Genomic DNA, 19135 nt, shown 5'->3' with positions numbered 1-19135 from the left:
GCTTATATAGGGGAATCGAACCAGCGCGAAAAAAGGGAACAGGAAAAGCGTTTTTTATTCTTGGCTGGTTTTATTCGCGCTCTGCCCCAGCCGCCTCAATCTTGATCCACCAGGGCATGACTTTGCGCACCTTCACCGGCAGCGTGGTCTCGACCATGTTCAGGGTGCGCTCCAGGTCGACAAGCGGGAAAGCGCCGAGCAGCGTGAGGTCAGCCACCGCGGAGTCGACCTCAAGGCGGCCGTGGTGATGCTGGCTCAGCTCCGCCGCGAAGGTCTTCAGCGACATATTGTCTGCCAGCAAAACACCATTAGCCCAGGCGGCCCGGCTGCCGTCGGCGGGGCTGAGTTCGCCAATGCCGTCAGCGGCGTAGCTGGCCTGCTGTCCGGCGTCGACCACCTGGCGTTGGCTAGCATGGTCGGCATCGCCAAGGGTCTGGATAGCCACCGCGCCTTCGAACACCGCCAGCAGTTCGTCGGCCTGGCGTTGGCGCACGCTGAAGCGGGTGCCCAAGGGGGTCAGTCGGGCACTTCGGGTATCCAGGTAAAAGGGGCGTTCGGGGTCTTTGCCGGTCTTAATCAGCACTTCACCCGACACCAGTTGCAGTCGGCGCTGCTCCTGGTCGTAGTCCACATCTAACGCCGAGGCGCTGCTTAGCCATACCTGGGTGCCATCCTCCAATTCTATGCGGGAGATTTCGCCGGTGGCGGCGCGATAGTCGGCGCCCCAGTAGGCCATCCACTGGGGCAAGGGTGTCCACTGCCAGGAGAGCCCTACCAGCACAGCCACGATTGCCAGGCTAGAGAGCCCACTCAGCAGGTGCCACCGCCCCCGCCGCCGATGCCGCGCCGAGCTGATAACCCGGTCGGCAGTGTGGCGCTCGGTTTCATCCAGGTTGGCGGTAAAACGACGGCTGATGCCTTCCACCTGTTGCCAGGCCCAACGGTGGGTATCGCTGGCATCATGCCAAGCCTGCCAGCGTTGATGCTCAGTTGCCGACATCTCCCCCGCTTGCCACTCCGCAAACCACTCGGAAGCCTCGGCTAAGGCGCGGCGCTTGTCGGCGTCATCGGGGCGAGTGGCCGAGGTCATTTAAAGGCTGGCCTCGAAACCGGCTTCGATCAACGCACACTGCAGCATGGCCTGGGCCATGTACTTCTTGACCATGCGTTCGGAAACGCCTAGCTCCTCGGCAATCTGCCGATAGGGTTTACCCTGCAGTTGCGACGCCAGAAAAGCCGTTGCCACCTTTTCTGGCAGCCGCGCCAACATACGGTCGATCTCGCACAGCGTTTCGATCACGATCTGCTGGTGCTCGACGGAAGGCAGGGGTGCTTCAGCGCGGGCGGCCAGGGCGTCTTGCCAGGCTTTTTCGATATCCTGACGGCGCCAATGATCCACACACAGCCCCTTGGCCATGCGGCTGAGGTAGGCCCTGGCGCCGTCGAAACTATCCAGATTGCGCGGCGCTTGCAGCAGGCGCACAAAGGCGTCCTGGGCCAGATCAGCCGCCGACTCGCCACAGCCCAACCGCCGGCTCAGCAACTGCTGCAACCAGGGTTGGTGGTGATGATAGAGCTGGCCGAGCGAGTCCCGGCAGCCGGTTTGGTACGCCGTGGTTTCGGCTGATGGAGGTGCCGCCGCCATAAGAAAGTGTCCAACGCCATTTTCGAAAATGATTCTTATTCTTTTTCAATTTAAAGGCAGTGTCAATGCCCCCACTCACTTCAGAGGCTATGGCAGGCAAGCGGAAGTGAAGATAGACGCACTTAGCCCCGTATTGCACACTGTCGCGCGACAAGCTACAATAACTAAAAACCAATTGGACATACGTCGGTACGGTGGATGATTAAAAGCATCAAGCATAAGGGACTAAAGTTGTTTTTCGAGAAAGGAAGCACCAAGGGCGTCCGTGCCGATCATGTCGACCGTCTCCGTGATCGCCTGACCGTACTGGACGCAGCCACCAGTCTTGACGATATAGCGGCTGGTAACTGGGGCCTTCACCCTCTATCTGGAAAACTGGACGGCCAGCATGCCATCAAGGTGTCGGGTAACTGGCGACTTTTCTTCGAGTTCCGAGACGGTAATGTTTACCTGCTGGACTATGACGATTATCACTGATGGGAGAACAAACCATGGCGATGTATAACCCCTCACATCCGGGCCGCATTATCCGGCAGCGTCTGATTGAGGATGAAGACGGCCACAAGATTAGCAGTGTGGCATCGGTCGCTGAACAGATTGGCTGCCACCGCAACACCCTGAACCGGGTAATTAATGGCAGCGCCTCCGTCACACCTGAAATGGCATTGGCTCTGGAAAAATTGAACGCTGGAAGCGCCGAATTCTGGCTATCCATGCAGGCCAATTATGACCTCTTTCAGCTTCGCCATAGCCAGGGCGCGGCTTAGCCGAGCGGTACCGTGCACCCAGCTAGTACCAATCTTCAACCGCCAGTTTCTTAATGCGTTTAAATTCCCCAGTATTGTGGGTAACCAATGTACCTCGGTTGGCGAGCGCGGTACCGGCTATCAGCGTATCGTAGGGGCCGATGGGGGTTCCCTGCTTTTCCAGGGTCGCGCGAATTTGCGCTGAGGCTTTGGCTTCGGGGGTGGAAAACCCAAGAACCTGTACAGTGTCGATCAGTTTGTCGAGCTGCATCGCTCTCTTTTTGGGAGCAGCCGATTTTGCAATACCCAGCTCCAGCTCGTACAACACAATCGCAGGTATGCCGATATCGCCGGGCTTTTTTGACAAGAGGTTATCGGCGACATTGCCCATGCCTTTGAAAAAGTAGATGAGTGTATTGGTGTCAAGCACATACATCAGAGTGGTTCTCGCTGATGATCGGTGCCGGTTTCTGCCCGAATCTCCTCCAGCGACGGAAACGCATCCCAAGCCCCAGCCAGTTCGACCACCGCCTGTGGCCACTCATTGGCAACCTCCTCTTTGATCAGATTGGTAATCCATTTGCTCTTGGAGACATTCATCGACTTGGCCGCCGCCGCCATTTTCTTCTCGGTATCATCATCGATATAAATCGTCACTTGGCCCATGACACACCCCTTGCCAGCAAGTATATGTTGAAATATATGTCTCTGCGATAAAAGCGTCAAGGCTGGCAGTTCACCCATTCACCCTCGCCACCGCATCGCGGCTGGCGGCTTCCCGCTGCTCGCCGGTGAGCTCCACCAGCTTCCCGCCACGCATTTCCAGCAGGCGGTCGGCCTGGTCGAAGTAGTGGTCGTCGTGGCTGATGACTACCAGCGTCTTGCCCAGCGCCCTTAACTGGGGCAGCAGCTCGCGGTAGAACACCCGCCGGAACTGGGGATCCTGGTCAGCGGCCCATTCGTCCAACAGCAACAGGTCGCGCTGCTCGGCAACGGCCAGCAGCATCGCCAGACGCTTGCGCTGGCCCTGGGAGAGGTTGGCGTTGGTGACCCGGTCGCCGTCAAAATCGAGCTTGCTGTGCATGCCAAGGGCTGCCAGCCACTCTTCCATCAGCGCTGGGTCGGGTGATTCACCCGCCGGGCCGATCAAGCGATCAAACAGGTGAAGGTCGGTGTAGATCGCCGAGATATGTTGGCGATAGGTTGTCCAGTCTTCCTCTTGCAGGGGCCTGCCATCGACGCGAATGTCGCCGCTCTGAGGCTGATAAAGCCCGGTCAAGAGTCTTGCCAGGGTCGATTTGCCGCTGCCGTTACCACCAATCAGGAACACTACTTCCCCGCGCTTCAAAGTAAAGTCGATGGGGCCAATGGCAAACCCCGGCCGCGCCTCTTCAGCGGGGTAACGATAAGTGACCTGATCCAGCGCCAGCGTTTGCCACTCATGGCGATGGGAAGCGTGCTCGAATGATTCATGATGTTCAGCGAGCTCTAACGCGCTGATTTTTTCAAACGCCACTCGCGCATTGATCAACGGCGGAAAAGCGCCAATGGCCTGAATCAGCGGCGCACGCAAGAACAGCAGCGTGAGCGAAAAGGTGGTGGCTACCTGGGCCGACGACCAGCCCAGGCCATTAGCCAGGAAAAACACCACGCCGATGGCGCCCAGCATCATGATATTGAACCAGTTCACGGCGCTGAGATGGTAGGTATCGCCGCGAATGATATGGTGTCGATACGCTTCGGCGTTGGGGGTGTAAACGTCTCGGTACAGCCACTCGGCGCGGTCGCGATTGAGCGCGAGTTCTTTGCGCCCCTCGATCACCGACTGGTAGTCCTCATAGAGGCGGTCTTCAGCATCGCGCAGCTTGGCCATGTGCCGATAGACCTTCGCTACCAGGCGCATGCCCACCAGGATCGTAAAGATTACCCAAAGCGCCGTCACGGCCAGCATGGCAGGGGCGAGCCAGGCCAGGTAAAGGGTCACGCCCGCCGTCAGCACCCCGCCCTGCACCAGCTCCGGCAGGCGTACAAAGGCCACGGTGATATAACGCACGTCACTGGATAGGCTGGCCAGCAAGCGTGCGCTGCCGATCTGCTCGATACGCTCGATATCGGTATCCAGAATGCGCTTGATCAACTGCCCCCGCAGCCGGTAGACAAAGTGGTGCCCCAGGGTGGTCAAGGCTAATTGTGAGGCCAGGGTGATCGCCAGCAACAGCGCCACCAGCGCCAGAAATTCCGGCAGGATTCGCCAGGGATCAGCGAAGGTGCCCAGCATCCGTTCATTGATATAGGCAATGACCCCGATGCCAAGACCAGCGCTGACCAGACTGAGCACCACCACGGCCACGAAGGGCCAGCGGTAATCACGCCAGACAATCCTCAACAACTCCATGAACTGGGCTCCTTGGCGATTCGGGGTTAGCGCCGACGCTTAGCCGGCTTGTTTTCAGGTTTCAGCGGGCAGCCGCCGCACAGGGGCTCGCCGGGTAGCCGATATTTGATGCAGCACAGCCGCCGCACCCTGGACGGTGTCTCACCGCCCAGTTCCAGATAACGCACCGGCTGGTAGAGCGGGTTGCGCCGCCCACCGGGAAGCGTCTTGGTGTCGAGATAATCCAACAGCGGCTCACCGGCTCCGCTGAAATCGGGGTGCCGCGCGCAGGTCTTCCCCACAAACTCCACATAGTGACCAAGGTTGCTCCAGAACACCTTTTCAGAAAGCCCGGAGACCACAGCCAGCGTCTCGATAAGCGGTGCACAGTGGTCATCGAATAGGCGACTGAATCGCGCCTGGGGCGCTTTGGACGCCAATGGCACGCCCCCGTGGGGCAGCCAGATACGCCTGGTCTGGCCCTTATCGCCAAGCGCCAGTCGCAACTCATCCCCACCCAACGGTAAGTCGTAACCCAATAACAGATTGGCCACCAGCGTCGGGATCGAGACACTGCTGAAATGAAATTTCGACCAGATCGACGCAACGGCTTTGCGGTCAGCATTGTCACCGTAGCTGCGGCCATAGCGCGCCAGTTGCTCACTCAAGAAGTTTCGATCCAGCAACGCAGAGGCCGCCAGCGTCGGCTCATCAGGCGGACCAAACGCCGGGGCCTTCATGTTATCCAGCGGTGGCTGGCGGTAAAGCGCTAACAGCGCCTCCGCAGGATCTACCGCTGCCAAAAGCTCACCCGGTTTGATCGCCATGTTATTCATAGCCGCCGCAGCCCCCACATAAAGTAAGCGCCGCCAATCAGGGAGGCGACCAAGCCGGCCGGTATCTCATACGGAAAGATAATCTGACGGCCGACCCAATCCGCCAGCACCATCAGCAGCATGCCGATCAATGCCGCCCCAAGCAGGTGCTGCCCTGCCCGGGAGAAGCCCACCAAACGCGCCATATGCGGCGCCAGCAGGCCAATAAACGACAGCGGCCCCACCACCAGGGTGGCACAGGCGGTGAGCAGTGCAACGAGCAGTAGCAGCGCTAAACGGGCACGGTTAAGGGTCACCCCAAGCGCCTTGGCCGTCGGTGCGCCTAAGGGCAAGATATCCAGCCAGCGGGTAAAGGGCAGCGTGACCAGTGCCAACACCGCAGCGATACCCCCGACCACCACCGCATTGGTAAGATCCACGTAATAGGTAGAACCCGCCAACCAGGCGATTACCTGCTGCCCACGCGGGTCACCGCCCGCCAGCATCACGCTGCGCACGGCATCAAACAGCGCACTGACCGCCACCCCGGTGAGCAGTAAACGCTCGGGGAGATAACCGCTCTTGCGGTTGATGCCCACTAGCACCACTAACGTCGCGAAAGCCCCCAGGGTACCGACCCCGATTAGCATCGCGTTGGTCGGCGCGGGCAGCAGGAAAATCCCCAAAATCAGCGCAATGGCACAGCCACCGCTAATACCCAGCACTTCGGGGCTGGCCATGGGGTTAGCAGAAAGGCGCTGGAGAATCGTGCCGGCAATCGCCAGCATTAACCCGCTGGCGGCGGCCGCCATCACTCGCGGCATTCGCCACTGCATCACGTTCCAGTTATCCGGCGACAGCAAGTACCAGCCATCAACCCCCTGGCCGACCAACAGGCCAAGCAGGGTGGCGCCCAGTAGCGCGAGGATCAAACCGGTGGCCAGGCGGTAAGGCGCCGGGTGGCGATGAGCGAAAACCCCCGCCCCTTTCGGCGGCTGGTCGCCCTGGAGTTTCAGGCGTGGAATCAGCCACATTAACAGCGGCGCCCCCAGGGCTCCGGTAATCGCCCCGGTGGGAATAAAGGCCGCCACCATGCCGCCGAACTGCTGCAGCATCAGGTCCGTCGTCGCCAGCAGTACCGCTCCCAACAGGGTCGACCATAACAGCCGTGGGCCTAAGCGGCGCGCCCCGGCCATACGCACAATGTTGGGCGCGGCCAAACCAATAAAACCGATGATGCCCACTACGCTGACAATGCTGCCAGTAATAAATACGGCCAGCCCCATGCCTGCAAAGCGCAGATAGGTAAGCGAGACCCCCAGGCTCTTCGCGCTGGCGTCGTCAAGTTCCAGCACCGCCAGAGGGCGCAGCAGGAACCAGGCGGCGACACAGCTAATCGCCAGCCGCGGCCAGAGAGTCGCTACGCCGTCCCAGCCGTTTTGCGCCAGCGACCCCGCCCCCCAAATCAGCAGCCCCGAGAGCGCTTCGTGGTTAAACAGCAGCAACGCGGTGGAGAGCGCCCCCAGGTACAAATTGACGACCAAGCCCGCCAGCACCACCACAATCGGTGCCAAACCGCGCCGCCAGGAAAGCAGGAAAACCAGCCCCACCGCCAGCGCGCCGCCCAGCAAAGCCACCCATTCGCGGCCAGCCACCAGCAGGCCCGGCGCCAGCAAGGTGGCGGCCATCAACGCCAGATTAGCGCCCGACGCCACCCCCAGCGTAGTGGGCGACGCCAAGGGGTTGCGCAGCACCTGCTGCATGAGCACCCCCGCCAGCCCCAAGCCGCCCCCGGCCAGCAGCGCGATCGAGAGGCGCGGCCACCAGGCGTAGTAGAGCAACAGCTCGTCAACATTCTCAAAGGAAGGCGCCACTAATGCCTGTAGCCCTAGCGTAATTCCCCCTTGGCCCTGTAGGCCCAGCCAAAAGAGCACTGCCATCGGCAGGCTAAGCAACAGGCAGGCTTTCGCGGGCGACATGCCTCCCACCCGTTGGGCAACTTGCGAGGCGCCTAGCATAGCAAGCCCCTTTTGGTGGCCGTGCCATTCGCCAAGCAGGATGTGATAGGCAGCAGAATCATTGTCTTAGCCTTACTGTTTTCTAGAGGTTAATGATTAAATTATTGACAACGATTCTAAATGATAATAATTAACACTACAATTGACTCCTTATATAAATGGAGACACCACCATGGCAGCCAAACCGAGCTATCAGCTGTTCGATATCACCCTGGCGAGGCGCACCCAGGTCAGCGCCTCCCTCGTCAGGTTCACCTTTACCGGCCCAGACGTTGGGCACATGGCGACCTACGCCCCAGATCAGCGCGTCAAACTGTTCTTTCCCGAAGGCGGTGGCAGCCTCGACCCGCTGTTTGAGATCGCCAAGCTGGAAGAGCATGACTGGTACGGTGCCTACCGCGCACTACCAGATGCTCAGCGGCCCTCTGCCCGCACTTACACCATCCGCGCCCTGCGTCCGGAACAGGCTGAAGTGGATGTGGAGTTCGTTCTCCACGGCGATAATGGCCCCGCGTCGCGCTGGGCAATGCGCGCCCGTCCCGGCGACCGCCTGGCCATGACAGCTCCCGACGCCAATGCGGAAGGCCCAAAGCTGGGTTACGAGTGGAAGCCGCCCCAGGGCGTACGCCGGATCCTGATCATCGCCGACGAAACCGCCCTACCCGCGGCGGCTGGCATTCTGGAAACCCTCGATGACCTGCCGCTCAAGCCCATGGTGGAAGCGCTGTTCGAAGTGCCCCGCAATGACGACGTTCAGCCGCTGCCCCAGGCCGCCAAACTGCACTGGTTGGCCCGCGATGCCGAACCCAATTGCCAGCACGGGGAGCTATTGATGAGAGCGCTGCGCGATATCGATTTACATAGGGAAATTCAAGCGCTGGGCGGCACGCCTGCTAACGCTACTACCAGCGCCACTGCCAACGACGAAAACGACGATGAGGACGGCCCACTCTGGGAACCCGCCACCCTGGACGACAGCGCGCCCTTCTACGCCTGGATCGCCGCTGAAACCAAGGTCGCCATGAAGCTGCGCCGCTATCTGGTCAACGAGTGCGGGCTCCCTAAACAGTACGTCACCAGCATGGGCTACTGGCGCAAGGACAAGGCCAATGGATAAAGGCGCAGCAAACGCCACAGCGTTCAACAGTGATCACACAAGCAAGCCAATTCAAGCGACCATTGGCTGGCAAGACAGCCCCAGCCACTACGGTCGCATAAGCCGTGCGCTGCACTGGCTGACCGCCGCGCTCGTCACGCTGCAATTTACCGTGTTGCTGGCCTGGCGGGGAATGGGCGAAAACGCCATCACGCTCTTTTTGGCGAGCATCGGGCCTCATGGCTCGTTGGGTTTTATGCTCCTGATCGTAACCCTGACGCGACTTGGCTGGGCATGGGTCAACCGCAAGCAGCGTCCTCCGCAGGCGCCTGGATGGGGTGGTCGCATGGCGCGCCTTGTACATATCACCTTTTATGGGCTGCTGATTTGGCTACCCGCTTTTGCCATTCTGCGTCAGTACGGGCGTGGCGGGGCGCTGCGCTTTTACGGTATGGAGCTAGTGCCCGAAGTCGAGCGCGACATCACCTGGATGACCGCCCCCGCCGATCTGCTTCACGGCCCACTCTCGTGGCTGCTATGTGCGTTGGTCATCGGCCATATCGCGATGGCGCTGATTCACCGCTTCTGGCTTAAAGACCGGGTACTGGCGCGTATGGTGAGGGGAAGTGGCAGGTAAGAGCTTAAGAAGTCATTAGATGAAGGCGCATACTCTGATGAGGAACTCGCTCAGCGTCATAGTGCTAAGGAGAGGTGCTCTTCGCCACTAGCCTGAACGACATGTTTAAGCACTGACAGACATGACGCCTCCGGCAACCCCATTTATCTGACCGGCTCGAATTTTCCAGCGTCCAGCGCCAAATGGTGGCCTTTGAGGTGGAGACTCTGGGTTAGCAGTTCGTATGAGCGGCGAGTAGGCGTCAGGGATAATTTTGGCGAGAGTGAACCACTGATATGACCTCAATGCGATCCGTCACTTGGTAGACCACGATAAAGTTTGGGTGAGCAACAATTTCTCGTGTACCCGGCAAACGGCCCACTTGGTGTAAGTAGGGGTGTTCAGCCACTGAGGAGATAGCTGCTTCAATACGAATACGCAGCCGCCGGGCGGCTTGAGGATCGCGCTCGGCGATGTATACGACAAGCTCAAACAAGTCGTTAATCGCCTCGTCATGCCAGTGGATAGGCAGGCTCACGAAACTCCGCCGCTTTGGCGTTGCTCCGCGTCGGCGATGATCGCATCAACCTTGGTCATAACTTGATCATGAGGCATTCCTTGGCCCGGGTTGTCGATGCTGTGCTGAACCTTGGCCTTGAGCCAACGATCATAGCTATCGGCTTGTTCCTGCGTCTCGAATTCAGAAACGATGGGATCTAGCTGGGTATTCATGATCATCTCTCCTCGATTACCTGTACAGCTTAAACGATACTCTCTATTTTGACACCCTCCCTAGCAGTTCTCCCCCCCCCCCCTGATACCGAGGCACCAATACCAAGGCACCATGTCCGATTCAATTGACCACCGAAGACACTACCTTCTCACTACTAGTCAACTTCTCTGGCGCCAACAGCTTGCCGCTCTCCAGCCGCACCAATCGATCCGCGAGGTGGAAATAGCGGTCATCGTGGGTAATCACCAGCACCGCTTTGCCCATGCGTTTTAGCTCGGGCAATACCTCGCAGTAGAACACCTCCTTGAATAACGGATCCTGATCCGCCGCCCACTCGTCAAACACCAAAAACGGGCGATCTTCCAGGTAGGCCACTACCAGCGCCAAGCGCTTACGCTGACCCTGGGAGAGTGCCTGGGTAGTGAACGCACCGTTCTCAACGCGCACCTTGTGCTGCAAATGCAACTTGGCCAGCAGACGGTTGCCCTCTTCATCGAGATCTTCCCGCGGCGCTTCCAACAGACGCTCGAAAAGATGGAAGTCCGAGAACACCACCGAGAAGAGCTGCCGGTAAGCATCCCAGCCATCCGCCTCGACACGTTCGCCATTGAGCAACACCTCGCCACCTTCCGGCGGGTAAAGCCCCACCACCACTTTGGCCAGCGTGGTTTTTCCGCTACCGTTGCCCCCTACCAGAAACACCACTTCCCCCGGCGTAAAGCTCAGATTAATCGGCCCTAGCTCAAAGAAGTCATCGCTCTGCTCGTGGTAGTACTGATGGGTGACGTCGCGCAATTCTAGACGTTGAAAATCAGGCGCCTGAGGTGACGCCTGCCGCTCCTGCCCATGGGGCATCTCACGGGTGATGTCGTCAATTCGGCTAGCGGCCACCCGCGCCATATTGATCCGCGGAATATTGATCAGCAAGCCTTCAAGGGGGGTCACCATATACACAAACACCAGTGCAAAACCGGTCATGATCTGGGTTTGATTAGGCCCATCGCCCGCCAACACAAACAGCACCAGGCCAATGAAGGCGTACATAAGGAACTGCCCCCAACTGGTCGAGATAACGAACAGCGACATGCCATAGGTGCGCAGCCGCCGCACGCTTTCAACCGACTCCCCCAGTATCTGATCCATAAAGACCCGGCTCTTGCGCCGGTGCAGGCGTAGCTCTTTCGCCCCATCGGTCAGCGCGCGGAAATGACCAAACAGTCGATCCTGCTCTGACGACGCACTTTGGAGGTAACGAATAGCGCGTAAGTGCACCAGGTGGTAGCCGACAGCCCCCAGCCCAATCACCCCTAAAGCAAACAAGAACACCTGCCATGACAGCATTGCCAGGTAGCCCAAACACCCCACCACGATGACCGTATTGGTCAAAATCACCGGCAAGCTAACGAACAGTACCGCCACGTTGTTGCTGTGCTCGGTGAGCGCTGACTGGATCCGCGCACTGCCTACACGCTCGAAATGAGCAAAGGGGGTCTCAGCCACGCACTGGGCGACAAAACTGCGTAACTCCGCCAGGGCACGCTGTCCTAACCGCTCAAAAAGCGCTGTCGACACCATCCGGCAGACCATTAACGCCACGGCAATCCCCGCGAAGGCCCAGGCAGTGTTGGTATGGGAGGCGGCATCCCAGGTTAACGCCACATTGATTTGGGCAATTAGCAGCACGCTGAAAAGCCCCGAGAGAATACTGGCCAGCGCAGCAGCGGTCATCAACCCGCGGGTTCGACGAATCAGATAGGAAAGCACATTCACCTCGTTGGAAAGCGATTGAAAATCGACAGCTACTTCTAAAGACGAACCGCCCACACAGAAAGTTAATCAATATTTATGTAAACAAGCCTCATTCTCATTCGTCCTTAGATAAGGAAGTCAGTAACGCCGCTTCCGGTGGGATGATTTTTTCGCTTTTTTCGTTTCTTTGATTCGTTCTTATTGATAGGAGCTTAGCGGTGTCCAGTTCTGTCCAGGCACAAACAAAGGTACAGGTACCTTATGAAAGCCCCACGGTAGCCTCGCTGCTCTCACGCCCAGAGGGGTGCACCTATCAAGTTACCTATGAGATAACCACGCAGACACTTTATGTGGAAGGACATCAAGAACGTCTTGAGTGGTTGTTAGTAGATGACAACAGCACCTTGACGCTGCAGTGGTCACAGCGTTCAGCACCTCCTCTCCCGGCGTTACTGGCGGCTATCGAAGGGGCTTTTGCCTTTCACCCTGGGGCTGTAGCGCTTCGTCTACAGCTACCCACTGTTTTGCATGCCAATCTGTGCGCAACTGGCATTGCGGTTAAAGATCCCCATGGAGATCTCTGGGCCTACGCGGAGCTATTTTGGCAGCTGCCAACCCTTTGGCTGACTGCTCCCGCCATGCGCCCCTACCCACGGCAACCCATCCTGGCGAATGGCAAGCGACACCCACGCCGCCCACCGCGCCCCAGTGGCACGGTCTATCAGCGCCATATTCCCTGGCTGGGTGCCACCTTGAGCTTTCGCGTCCTTGACCTGGAGCTCGACCTTGAACGCTTCAACCGCTGGATGAACGACCCGGTCGTCGCCCACTTCTGGGAAGAGCAAGGTGATTTGCAACAGCACCGCGAGCGGCTGGAAAGCACGTTGCAAAATCCCAGCGTGGTACCGCTGATCGGGTGTATCGATGGCGAGCCCTTCGGCTATTTCGAGACTTACTGGGCCAAGGAGGATCGCATCGGCGCTTACTACGATGCCGGTGACTTTGATCGCGGCTGGCACGTGTTGATCGGCGAAGCTGCTTTTCGCGGGCGGCCCTATGTGGCGGCCTGGATGCCCTCTATCTCGCACTACCTGTTTCTGGATGACTGCCGCACCCAGCGCCTGGTGATCGAACCCCGCGTAGATAACGCCAAGATGCTGCACAACCTTGCCCAGTGCGGTTATGCCCACGTCAAGGCATTCGATTTCCCCCATAAGCGGGCCATGCTCGGCATGCAGCTACGCGAACACTTCTTTAACGAGCGCAGCTGGATTCCGCTGCCTCCGCACCCTGGGTCTGCGCCACGACCCGACCCACGCTTCACCTTATAAACACGTCAGCCACGAGGACTCTTATGCATATTCACGACTTGATCGGCATCGGCTTCGGCCCCTCCAACATTGCCCTGGCCATTGCGCTCGACGAGCAACGACAGTCAGGGCAAGCAAGAGATGCCTTCTTTATTGAGCGCCAGCCCTGCTTTGCCTGGCACCCGCACATGCTGCTGGACAATGCCCATATGCAGATTTCTTTCCTCAAAGACTTGGTCACGCCCCGCAATCCTGGAAGCCGTTTCAGCTTTCTCAATTACCTCCACAGCAAAGGCCGCCTACAGGACTTTATCAACCTGCAGACATTCTTCCCCAGCCGCCACGAGTTCAATGACTACCTAAGCTGGACGGCCAGCCACTTTGAACACCAGTGCGCCTATGGAGAGGATGTGTTTGACGTACTGCCCGAAACTGACAACGACGAAGTCGCTTACCTCCGCGTGCGTTCACGGGATGCGAGCGGTGCGGTGCAGGAAAGGCTGACCCGGTCACTGGTGATCAGCGTGGGAGGCGCGCCCAATGTGCCTGAATGCTTCGCCGGCCTAAAAGACGACCCGCGGGTCTTCCACTCCAGCCACTACCTTCGTGAGCTGGCCAAGCAAGACGCCCCCAAACGCATCGCCGTAATTGGTGCGGGCCAGAGCGCCGCTGAGATATTCCTGGATCTGCACGGCCGCGAAGGCATTCAGGCAGATCTTATTAGCCGGGCGTGGGCCTTTAAACCCTCGGACGACAGCCCTTTCGTCAATGAGATATTCAACCCCGAATACACCGACTACGTGTTCAACAATCCCACCGGCCAACGGGAAGCGCTACTACAGGAGTACAAAAGCACCAACTACTCAGCCCCTGACTTGGCGCTGATTCAGGAAATTTACGATGTGTTCTACCAGCAAAAAGTGACCGGCCAGGCCCGCCACCGCTTCCGCCGCCGCCATGAGGTCATTGGCAGCGAAGCAACTCACGAAGGCGTCGAGCTCAACGTGCGTGACCTGGAGACAGGCCATACGGATATCACTCGTTACGACGCCGTGGTGCTCGCCACCGGCTATGTACGCGACACCTATAAACAGCTACTGGCCCCGGTTGAAGACTATCTATCTGACTTTGCCGTCAATCGTCATTATCAGCTCTACACCAACCCTGAGTTCAAACCGGCTATTTTCCTGCAGGGAAGTTGCGAACCCACCCATGGCTTGAGCGACACCCTGCTGTCGATTTTGGCAGCAAGGACAAGTGAGATTTGTGAAGTGCTTAATGAGGAGCTACCTGCAGCCCATTCAGGTGTATCAACTCCCTCACTGGTAGGCGCGGACTAACCAAGCACTATCAACGCATGGCCGCTCTCTCAGAGCGGCCCCTAATACCGAGACTTACGCCCATTATGTCCTTACATCCTGATGTCGCCGCTTTCTTAGACCTGATTGCCGATAGCGGCAATCCGCCTTTTCACTCGCTCTCACCACAACAAGCACGCGCTGCCTACGAGGCATCATCCCAGATGCTTGATGAGCCAATAGCTAACGATGCAACGTCAATGAGCATCACCTGTCGGGACGGACACCGTATAGAACTACGTCGCTACCAAGGCGAGGAGTCTTTATCGCCCACCCTGCTTTACTTCCATGGTGGCGGCTACCTACTGGGCAGCCTGGATTCTCACGATTCGCTCTGCCAAAGCATCGCTCAAGCAACTGGCTACACAGTGTTGGCTGTCGACTACCGCCTGGCCCCCGAGCACAAGTTTCCGACGGCTTTTTACGACGCTGAAGACGCCTATTGCTGGCTGCTGAAGCATGGCGAAGCGATGGGTCTCGATACCTCACGTATCGCCGTGGGTGGTGACAGTGTAGGGGGAACCCTCGCTACAGCTCTTTGTATGTCAGCACGTGATAATGGTTGGCCCCCGCCACGCTGCCAGATCCTGCTCTACCCCTGCACCAGCGCCTGGCAGGACAGCGAGTCTCACAGCCGATACGCGCAAGGCTACCTGCTGGAAGCAGATACCCTGCAGTGGATGTTTAGCCACTATCTAAATAGCGATGAGGAACGCCACGACTGGCGATTTGCGCCGTTGGAGGCTGCGGAACTCAACAACCTACCGCCTGCGTTTATCGCCCTGGCCGAACATGACCCTCTGGTCGACGAAGGCATCGCCTACATGAACCGCTTACAGGAAGTCAATGTGGATACCCAGTTGGCCTTTTATCCCGGCATGGTGCACGACTTCGCACGCCTGGGGAGCATCACGCCCGACGCCAACGGTCAGGTACGCGGGGATATCGCCAAGGCGCTACAGCAGCATCTCAGTAACCACCAAACCCCGGTAGGGGCTTAGTTGCCGCCCCATGGGGTATGGATCTGTACATGTGGCGCTTCTTGCCACGCGAGACATTTCAAGCAACAGATGGTTGCATATAAGCGCAAACTCATAACATAATACTAATAATAACAATTACCATTAACACATAGATATCATTCAAGGGGATTACTATGCATCAATTCAATACCTGCCTGCGCAGACAACTGCTCACAGTTGCCATTGCCAATGCCTGCGCAGCAACGCTATTCGCGGCACCTGTTGCTTTCGCCCAAGATACCATGACGCAAGAGGCAGAAAACGACGAAACGATCAATGCATTGCCCACCGTCCAGGTAACCGGCGAGTACTTGCGTGATGCCACGACTGAAGGGACAGACTCATACACCACAGACTCAATGAATACCTCTACACGTCTAGACTTATCTATTCGTGAAACACCCCAATCAGTATCAGTTATCAGCCGACAGCTGATTGATGATATGCAGTTGGAATCACTGACAGATGTGGTCAATACAGTGACAGGCCTCACTTCAACCCAGCAAGATAGCCAACGACATGTTTTTTCAGCACGTGGATTTGAGATTAATAATTATCAAATTGATGGCATACCAACAGCTTGGGAAAGTGGTTATTCCGCTGGTGAATCACAAATGGACACCATACTTTATGACCGTGTTGAAGTAGTTCGTGGTGCTAGCGGTTTGACTTCCGGTGCGGGAGATCCTTCGGCTGCGATTAACCTTGTGCGGAAGAAAGCGGATAGTGAGGAATTTACTGGACATGCTACTATCAGTGCTGGCAATTGGGATCGCTATCAGGGTACTGTGGATATTTCGACGCCATTAAATGAAGCAGGAACCGTGCGTGGCCGCATCGTTGGCAGCCATCTCGAAGAAGGTTCTTTTGTTGATTCGCTGGAAAATGAAAAATCTGTTTATTATGGCACTTTAGCTGCCGATATCACTGATAATACATTGATGAATATTGGTATAAGCCAACAAAAAAATAGGCCTACCAGTTCGACCTGGGGAGGTTTACCGGTTTGGTTTAGTAATGGAGAAAGAACAGATTGGTCTCGTTCTAAAACGGTCGGCGCAGACTGGACAAGGTGGGATTCTGAAGTTACCAATCACTTCGTCAATCTCGAACATAATTTTGATTCAGGCGCATCATTTTACGCAGCTTATAGCAAAAATATAAATCATGCTGATTTGCCATTAGTCTATTTGTCCGGTTATCCAGACAAGCAAACTGGCCTTGGAATGGGTGCATTTCCAGCTTGGTATGAATTTGAAAGAGAGCAAGAAAATATCGATATCTATGGTAATTTGCCCTTTGGACTTTCTGGTCGAGACCATGAGGTTACTGTAGGCCTGATGCACAACAAACAGGACTTCACCTCCGAACTTCGTAATGCACTGAATGTTCCCCCTGTTGGAAATTTCTATGAATGGGATGGCTCATATCCAGAGCCTGATTGGGGACAGCAAACAACCCATATGAGAAAAGAAACTGAACAGCTTGGTGGTTATGGAGCTTTACGCTTATCGCTGACTGACCCACTGACGCTGATTCTGGGTAGTCGCATTACTAATTGGGACGTTGAAGGTATGAAATCAAATGGTGATTTATATGATTTTAGCCATCATCAGATAGTCACACCCTATGCAGGCTTAATCTACGACATAAATGATGTCTACTCAGCTTATGTCAGCTATACAGATATTTTCAACCCTCAGGATGAGCAAGATAGAAATGGCAACTATCTTGACCCAGTGGAAGGTAAAAACTATGAAACCGGTATCAAAGCGGAGTATTTTGAAGGCCGTCTGAACGCCATGCTATCAGTATTTCGTATTGATCAGGATAACCTAGCGCAGCCCGATACAGGATATTTGGTTCCTGGCACCACCGACCAGGCCTCATATGCGGCGGAGGGCACCTCCAGTATCGGCTATGAGATTGAAGTCTCAGGTGCTATTACCGATGATTGGAATCTTATGTTCGGTTGGTCACAGTTCCAGGCCAAAGATGCCGATGGATCAGCAGTAAATACCGCTCAACCTCGCCGTACCGCAACCTTGTTCACTACCTATAAAATAAATGATTTAACCCTAGGTGGCGGTTTCGATTGGCAAAGCTCCAATTACAGCATGGTCACCAACCCTTTGGGAAATAGCGAAGAAGTAAAACAGGATAGTTATTCGCTTGCTCGTCTGATGGCCAGATATCAGATGACACCGGAATTAAGCGCTCAGTTGAACATCAATAATCTATTCGATGAGAAGTATTACACTAATAGTGGCACTTGGTTCGGCCAGTTGGCGTACGGTGCTCCACGCAGCGCAAACTTGACATTAAAATATGACTTCTAAAACATCGGCATAGCAATATTTATAACTTCCTTATCAGGTGTTGACCCAGCCCATCTATTTAGGGCTGGGTATTTTAATAAAAAAATTGCTGCCAGAAATAGAATTTTCTAACTTCACGTCCAGGCACTGTCAGTTTATTCTCAGCTTCTCCTTGAGCATTAAAATTAAGCGCTGGCCTTTTTGCCACTTAGGTCTTTCGGTCTGAATATATTTTTCAATACATTTTTTAATTTAAAACCCGAACCCATGGCAACCATAATACTTCTCTCCAAGGTACGATATATGAAGTTATTAACGAAAGCACTAGTATTCCTTACATTCATAAATATTTCATATGCTGGTGAGAGGCATCCCATTGCCACTTTTGACTGGGCTGTTGCAGAGACACTGAGCGTGCTTGATATTTCTCCCCTAGGCGTAATGCAACTAAACACTTATAACGAATGGACAGATAACAAAATCATCTCACGTGATGCTATAGAGCTGGGTTTAGGCTCTATGCCAAATCTTGAGCTATTGTCACATCTAACCCCTTCACTAATATTGGGAGATAACAAAAGTCTTGATGAAAAATTAACACGCATCGCCCCCACAGAAAATATCTCCCTATTTCCGATTACTGGAGACCCTTGGCAGGCGATGCAAGATTTCACTCTGGCTTTAGCAGAACGGATAGGGCATAACGAAGAAGCAAAACGCCTCATCCACGAATACGAGCAGCAGTTTACCAAACTAAGATATAGACTTTCTGGAGATGAAGAGCCCCTCATTATCATCCAGTTTAGGGATGATCGACATGTCTGGATATATGGTGAAAACAGTCTACTTCAGGGCGCTTTGGACCAACTCGGCCTTACCAATGCATGGGATCAACCGACAAACTATGCAGGGGTTTCCACTGTGAGCATCGATGAACTACCGGCCATTGAAGGTAGGTTGGTTGTTTTGAAGAGCCCTCATTATACTGCCAGCATTGGTGATCGCCTCAACCGTGGCGGGCTATGGCAGGCGTTGTTACGTCTACGCAGTGGCAATACCGTCTACCTGCCTGTTAATTACTGGACTCTGGGAGGCTTACCCTCTGCCATGCGTTTTGCCGAGACCTTGGTAGAGACGCTTGAAGATACGTAAATGTTACCCGTTCGCCCCAACCAGACGATCGAGTAGAAAGTGTACAGCCTCTAGTACCGGAAATAAAACAAGTTCGTGTTCGTCTAATATTGCCTACTGGTGAGCTACCTCTTGCAGTCTTTCCGAGGTACCCCATCTATGCTCGGCTTCGCTGAATCACTCAAAGAAGCGCTGGACAATACT

The 19135-nt window shown here is 55.9% G+C and carries 19 protein-coding genes; 9 read left to right on the top strand and 10 right to left on the bottom strand.

Annotated features, from left to right (window positions below; genetic code table 11):
- Window positions 1-70 precede the first annotated feature (70 nt).
- Together BMX75_RS07920 and BMX75_RS07915 are read right to left on the bottom strand one after the other, a co-directional pair.
- The gene (locus BMX75_RS07920; RefSeq protein ID WP_092826872.1) at window positions 71-1090 is read right to left on the bottom strand and encodes a FecR domain-containing protein; all 1020 of its coding nucleotides are present in this window, start codon (window positions 1088-1090) and stop codon (window positions 71-73) included.
- Window positions 1091-1645, bottom strand: coding sequence for a sigma-70 family RNA polymerase sigma factor (locus BMX75_RS07915; RefSeq protein ID WP_092826870.1), 555 nt, complete (start codon window positions 1643-1645; stop codon window positions 1091-1093). It abuts the gene before it with no gap.
- A gap of 198 nt (window positions 1646-1843) precedes the next feature.
- Between BMX75_RS07915 and BMX75_RS07910 the strand changes: the two genes are divergently transcribed.
- Both BMX75_RS07910 and BMX75_RS07905 read left to right on the top strand, forming a co-directional pair.
- Complete coding sequence (locus BMX75_RS07910) at window positions 1844-2122, top strand: type II toxin-antitoxin system RelE/ParE family toxin (protein WP_092826868.1); 279 nt, start codon at window positions 1844-1846, stop codon at window positions 2120-2122.
- 14 nt (window positions 2123-2136) lie between these two features.
- A complete protein-coding gene (locus BMX75_RS07905) occupies window positions 2137-2412 on the top strand; it encodes a HigA family addiction module antitoxin (RefSeq protein ID WP_092826866.1) in 276 nt (91 codons plus the stop codon).
- 22 nt (window positions 2413-2434) lie between these two features.
- Here the strand turns inward: BMX75_RS07905 and BMX75_RS07900 are convergent, their stop codons facing one another.
- From BMX75_RS07900 to fhuB, 5 genes are all read right to left on the bottom strand, one after another.
- Complete coding sequence (locus BMX75_RS07900; protein ID WP_217639869.1) at window positions 2435-2827, bottom strand: type II toxin-antitoxin system VapC family toxin; 393 nt, start codon at window positions 2825-2827, stop codon at window positions 2435-2437.
- Complete coding sequence (locus BMX75_RS07895; RefSeq protein ID WP_092826864.1) at window positions 2827-3057, bottom strand: CopG family transcriptional regulator; 231 nt, start codon at window positions 3055-3057, stop codon at window positions 2827-2829. The genes BMX75_RS07900 and BMX75_RS07895 overlap by 1 nt, the downstream gene beginning before the upstream one ends.
- A 70-nt stretch (window positions 3058-3127) precedes the next feature.
- A complete protein-coding gene (locus BMX75_RS07890; RefSeq protein WP_092826862.1) occupies window positions 3128-4786 on the bottom strand; it encodes a multidrug ABC transporter permease/ATP-binding protein in 1659 nt (552 codons plus the stop codon).
- 26 nt (window positions 4787-4812) lie between these two features.
- On the bottom strand, window positions 4813-5592 hold the full coding sequence (fhuF, locus tag BMX75_RS07885) for a siderophore-iron reductase FhuF (RefSeq protein ID WP_245748437.1): 780 nt from the start codon (window positions 5590-5592) through the stop codon (window positions 4813-4815).
- Between the two features lie 5 nt (window positions 5593-5597).
- The gene (gene fhuB / locus BMX75_RS07880; RefSeq protein ID WP_092826858.1) at window positions 5598-7598 is read right to left on the bottom strand and encodes a Fe(3+)-hydroxamate ABC transporter permease FhuB; all 2001 of its coding nucleotides are present in this window, start codon (window positions 7596-7598) and stop codon (window positions 5598-5600) included.
- A gap of 172 nt (window positions 7599-7770) precedes the next feature.
- Between fhuB and BMX75_RS07875 the strand changes: the two genes are divergently transcribed.
- Window positions 7771-8715, top strand: a complete 945-nt coding sequence (locus BMX75_RS07875; RefSeq protein WP_092826856.1) for a siderophore-interacting protein — start codon at window positions 7771-7773, stop codon at window positions 8713-8715.
- Entirely contained in the window at window positions 8708-9331 is a 624-nt protein-coding gene (locus BMX75_RS07870) for a cytochrome b (protein ID WP_092826854.1), read from the top strand. The genes BMX75_RS07875 and BMX75_RS07870 overlap by 8 nt, the downstream gene beginning before the upstream one ends.
- Before the next feature lie 241 nt (window positions 9332-9572).
- On the opposite strand, the gene BMX75_RS07865 is transcribed toward BMX75_RS07870, so the two are convergent.
- The 3 genes from BMX75_RS07865 to BMX75_RS07855 all read right to left on the bottom strand — a co-directional run bounded on the left by BMX75_RS07865 (window position 9573) and on the right by BMX75_RS07855 (window position 11807).
- The gene (locus BMX75_RS07865) at window positions 9573-9848 is read right to left on the bottom strand and encodes a type II toxin-antitoxin system RelE/ParE family toxin (protein WP_092826852.1); all 276 of its coding nucleotides are present in this window, start codon (window positions 9846-9848) and stop codon (window positions 9573-9575) included.
- Window positions 9845-10042 carry a type II toxin-antitoxin system RelB family antitoxin gene (relB, locus tag BMX75_RS07860; protein WP_092826850.1) on the bottom strand — a complete coding sequence of 66 codons (198 nt, stop codon included), beginning with the start codon at window positions 10040-10042 and terminating at the stop codon, window positions 9845-9847. The genes BMX75_RS07865 and relB overlap by 4 nt, the downstream gene beginning before the upstream one ends.
- 121 nt (window positions 10043-10163) lie before the next feature.
- On the bottom strand, window positions 10164-11807 hold the full coding sequence (locus BMX75_RS07855) for a cyclic peptide export ABC transporter (protein WP_092827044.1): 1644 nt from the start codon (window positions 11805-11807) through the stop codon (window positions 10164-10166).
- A 203-nt stretch (window positions 11808-12010) separates the two neighbouring features.
- Here BMX75_RS07855 and BMX75_RS07850 point away from each other — a divergent pair, with 203 nt between their 5' ends.
- From BMX75_RS07850 to BMX75_RS07830, 5 genes are all read left to right on the top strand, one after another.
- Window positions 12011-13123: a GNAT family N-acetyltransferase gene (locus BMX75_RS07850; protein ID WP_092826848.1), complete on the top strand. Its 1113-nt coding sequence runs from the start codon at window positions 12011-12013 to the stop codon at window positions 13121-13123.
- A 23-nt stretch (window positions 13124-13146) separates the two neighbouring features.
- Window positions 13147-14442: a lysine N(6)-hydroxylase/L-ornithine N(5)-oxygenase family protein gene (locus tag BMX75_RS07845; protein ID WP_092826846.1), complete on the top strand. Its 1296-nt coding sequence runs from the start codon at window positions 13147-13149 to the stop codon at window positions 14440-14442.
- Window positions 14443-14507: 65 nt separating this feature from the next.
- Window positions 14508-15461, top strand: coding sequence for an alpha/beta hydrolase (locus BMX75_RS07840; protein ID WP_092826844.1), 954 nt, complete (start codon window positions 14508-14510; stop codon window positions 15459-15461).
- Window positions 15462-15616: 155 nt separating this feature from the next.
- Entirely contained in the window at window positions 15617-17821 is a 2205-nt protein-coding gene (locus BMX75_RS07835; protein WP_092826842.1) for a TonB-dependent siderophore receptor, read from the top strand.
- Between the two features lie 282 nt (window positions 17822-18103).
- Entirely contained in the window at window positions 18104-18952 is an 849-nt protein-coding gene (locus BMX75_RS07830) for an ABC transporter substrate-binding protein (RefSeq protein ID WP_092826840.1), read from the top strand.
- The last annotated feature ends 183 nt before the right edge of the window (window positions 18953-19135 follow it).

Source organism: Vreelandella subterranea, assembly GCF_900111305.1.
Classification (GTDB): Bacteria; Pseudomonadota; Gammaproteobacteria; order Pseudomonadales; family Halomonadaceae; genus Vreelandella; species Vreelandella subterranea.
This window is presented reverse-complemented; position numbering and strand designations above follow the sequence as displayed.

What these genes read in the sequence shown, in the direction of transcription:
- BMX75_RS07920 (WP_092826872.1), bottom strand. Translation starts at nt 1,090, where the DNA reads ATGACCTCGGCCACTCGCCCCGATGACGCCGACAAGCGCCGCGCCTTA.
- BMX75_RS07915 (WP_092826870.1), bottom strand. Translation starts at nt 1,645, where the DNA reads ATGGCGGCGGCACCTCCATCAGCCGAAACCACGGCGTACCAAACCGGC.
- BMX75_RS07910 (WP_092826868.1), top strand. Translation starts at nt 1,844, where the DNA reads ATGATTAAAAGCATCAAGCATAAGGGACTAAAGTTGTTTTTCGAGAAA.
- BMX75_RS07905 (WP_092826866.1), top strand. Translation starts at nt 2,137, where the DNA reads ATGGCGATGTATAACCCCTCACATCCGGGCCGCATTATCCGGCAGCGT.
- BMX75_RS07900 (WP_217639869.1), bottom strand. Translation starts at nt 2,827, where the DNA reads ATGTATGTGCTTGACACCAATACACTCATCTACTTTTTCAAAGGCATG.
- BMX75_RS07895 (WP_092826864.1), bottom strand. Translation starts at nt 3,057, where the DNA reads ATGGGCCAAGTGACGATTTATATCGATGATGATACCGAGAAGAAAATG.
- BMX75_RS07890 (WP_092826862.1), bottom strand. Translation starts at nt 4,786, where the DNA reads ATGGAGTTGTTGAGGATTGTCTGGCGTGATTACCGCTGGCCCTTCGTG.
- fhuF (WP_245748437.1), bottom strand. Translation starts at nt 5,592, where the DNA reads ATGGCGATCAAACCGGGTGAGCTTTTGGCAGCGGTAGATCCTGCGGAG.
- fhuB (WP_092826858.1), bottom strand. Translation starts at nt 7,598, where the DNA reads ATGCTAGGCGCCTCGCAAGTTGCCCAACGGGTGGGAGGCATGTCGCCC.
- BMX75_RS07875 (WP_092826856.1), top strand. Translation starts at nt 7,771, where the DNA reads ATGGCAGCCAAACCGAGCTATCAGCTGTTCGATATCACCCTGGCGAGG.
- BMX75_RS07870 (WP_092826854.1), top strand. Translation starts at nt 8,708, where the DNA reads ATGGATAAAGGCGCAGCAAACGCCACAGCGTTCAACAGTGATCACACA.
- relB (WP_092826850.1), bottom strand. Translation starts at nt 10,042, where the DNA reads ATGAATACCCAGCTAGATCCCATCGTTTCTGAATTCGAGACGCAGGAA.
- BMX75_RS07845 (WP_092826846.1), top strand. Translation starts at nt 13,147, where the DNA reads ATGCATATTCACGACTTGATCGGCATCGGCTTCGGCCCCTCCAACATT.
- BMX75_RS07840 (WP_092826844.1), top strand. Translation starts at nt 14,508, where the DNA reads ATGTCCTTACATCCTGATGTCGCCGCTTTCTTAGACCTGATTGCCGAT.
- BMX75_RS07835 (WP_092826842.1), top strand. Translation starts at nt 15,617, where the DNA reads ATGCATCAATTCAATACCTGCCTGCGCAGACAACTGCTCACAGTTGCC.
- BMX75_RS07830 (WP_092826840.1), top strand. Translation starts at nt 18,104, where the DNA reads ATGAAGTTATTAACGAAAGCACTAGTATTCCTTACATTCATAAATATT.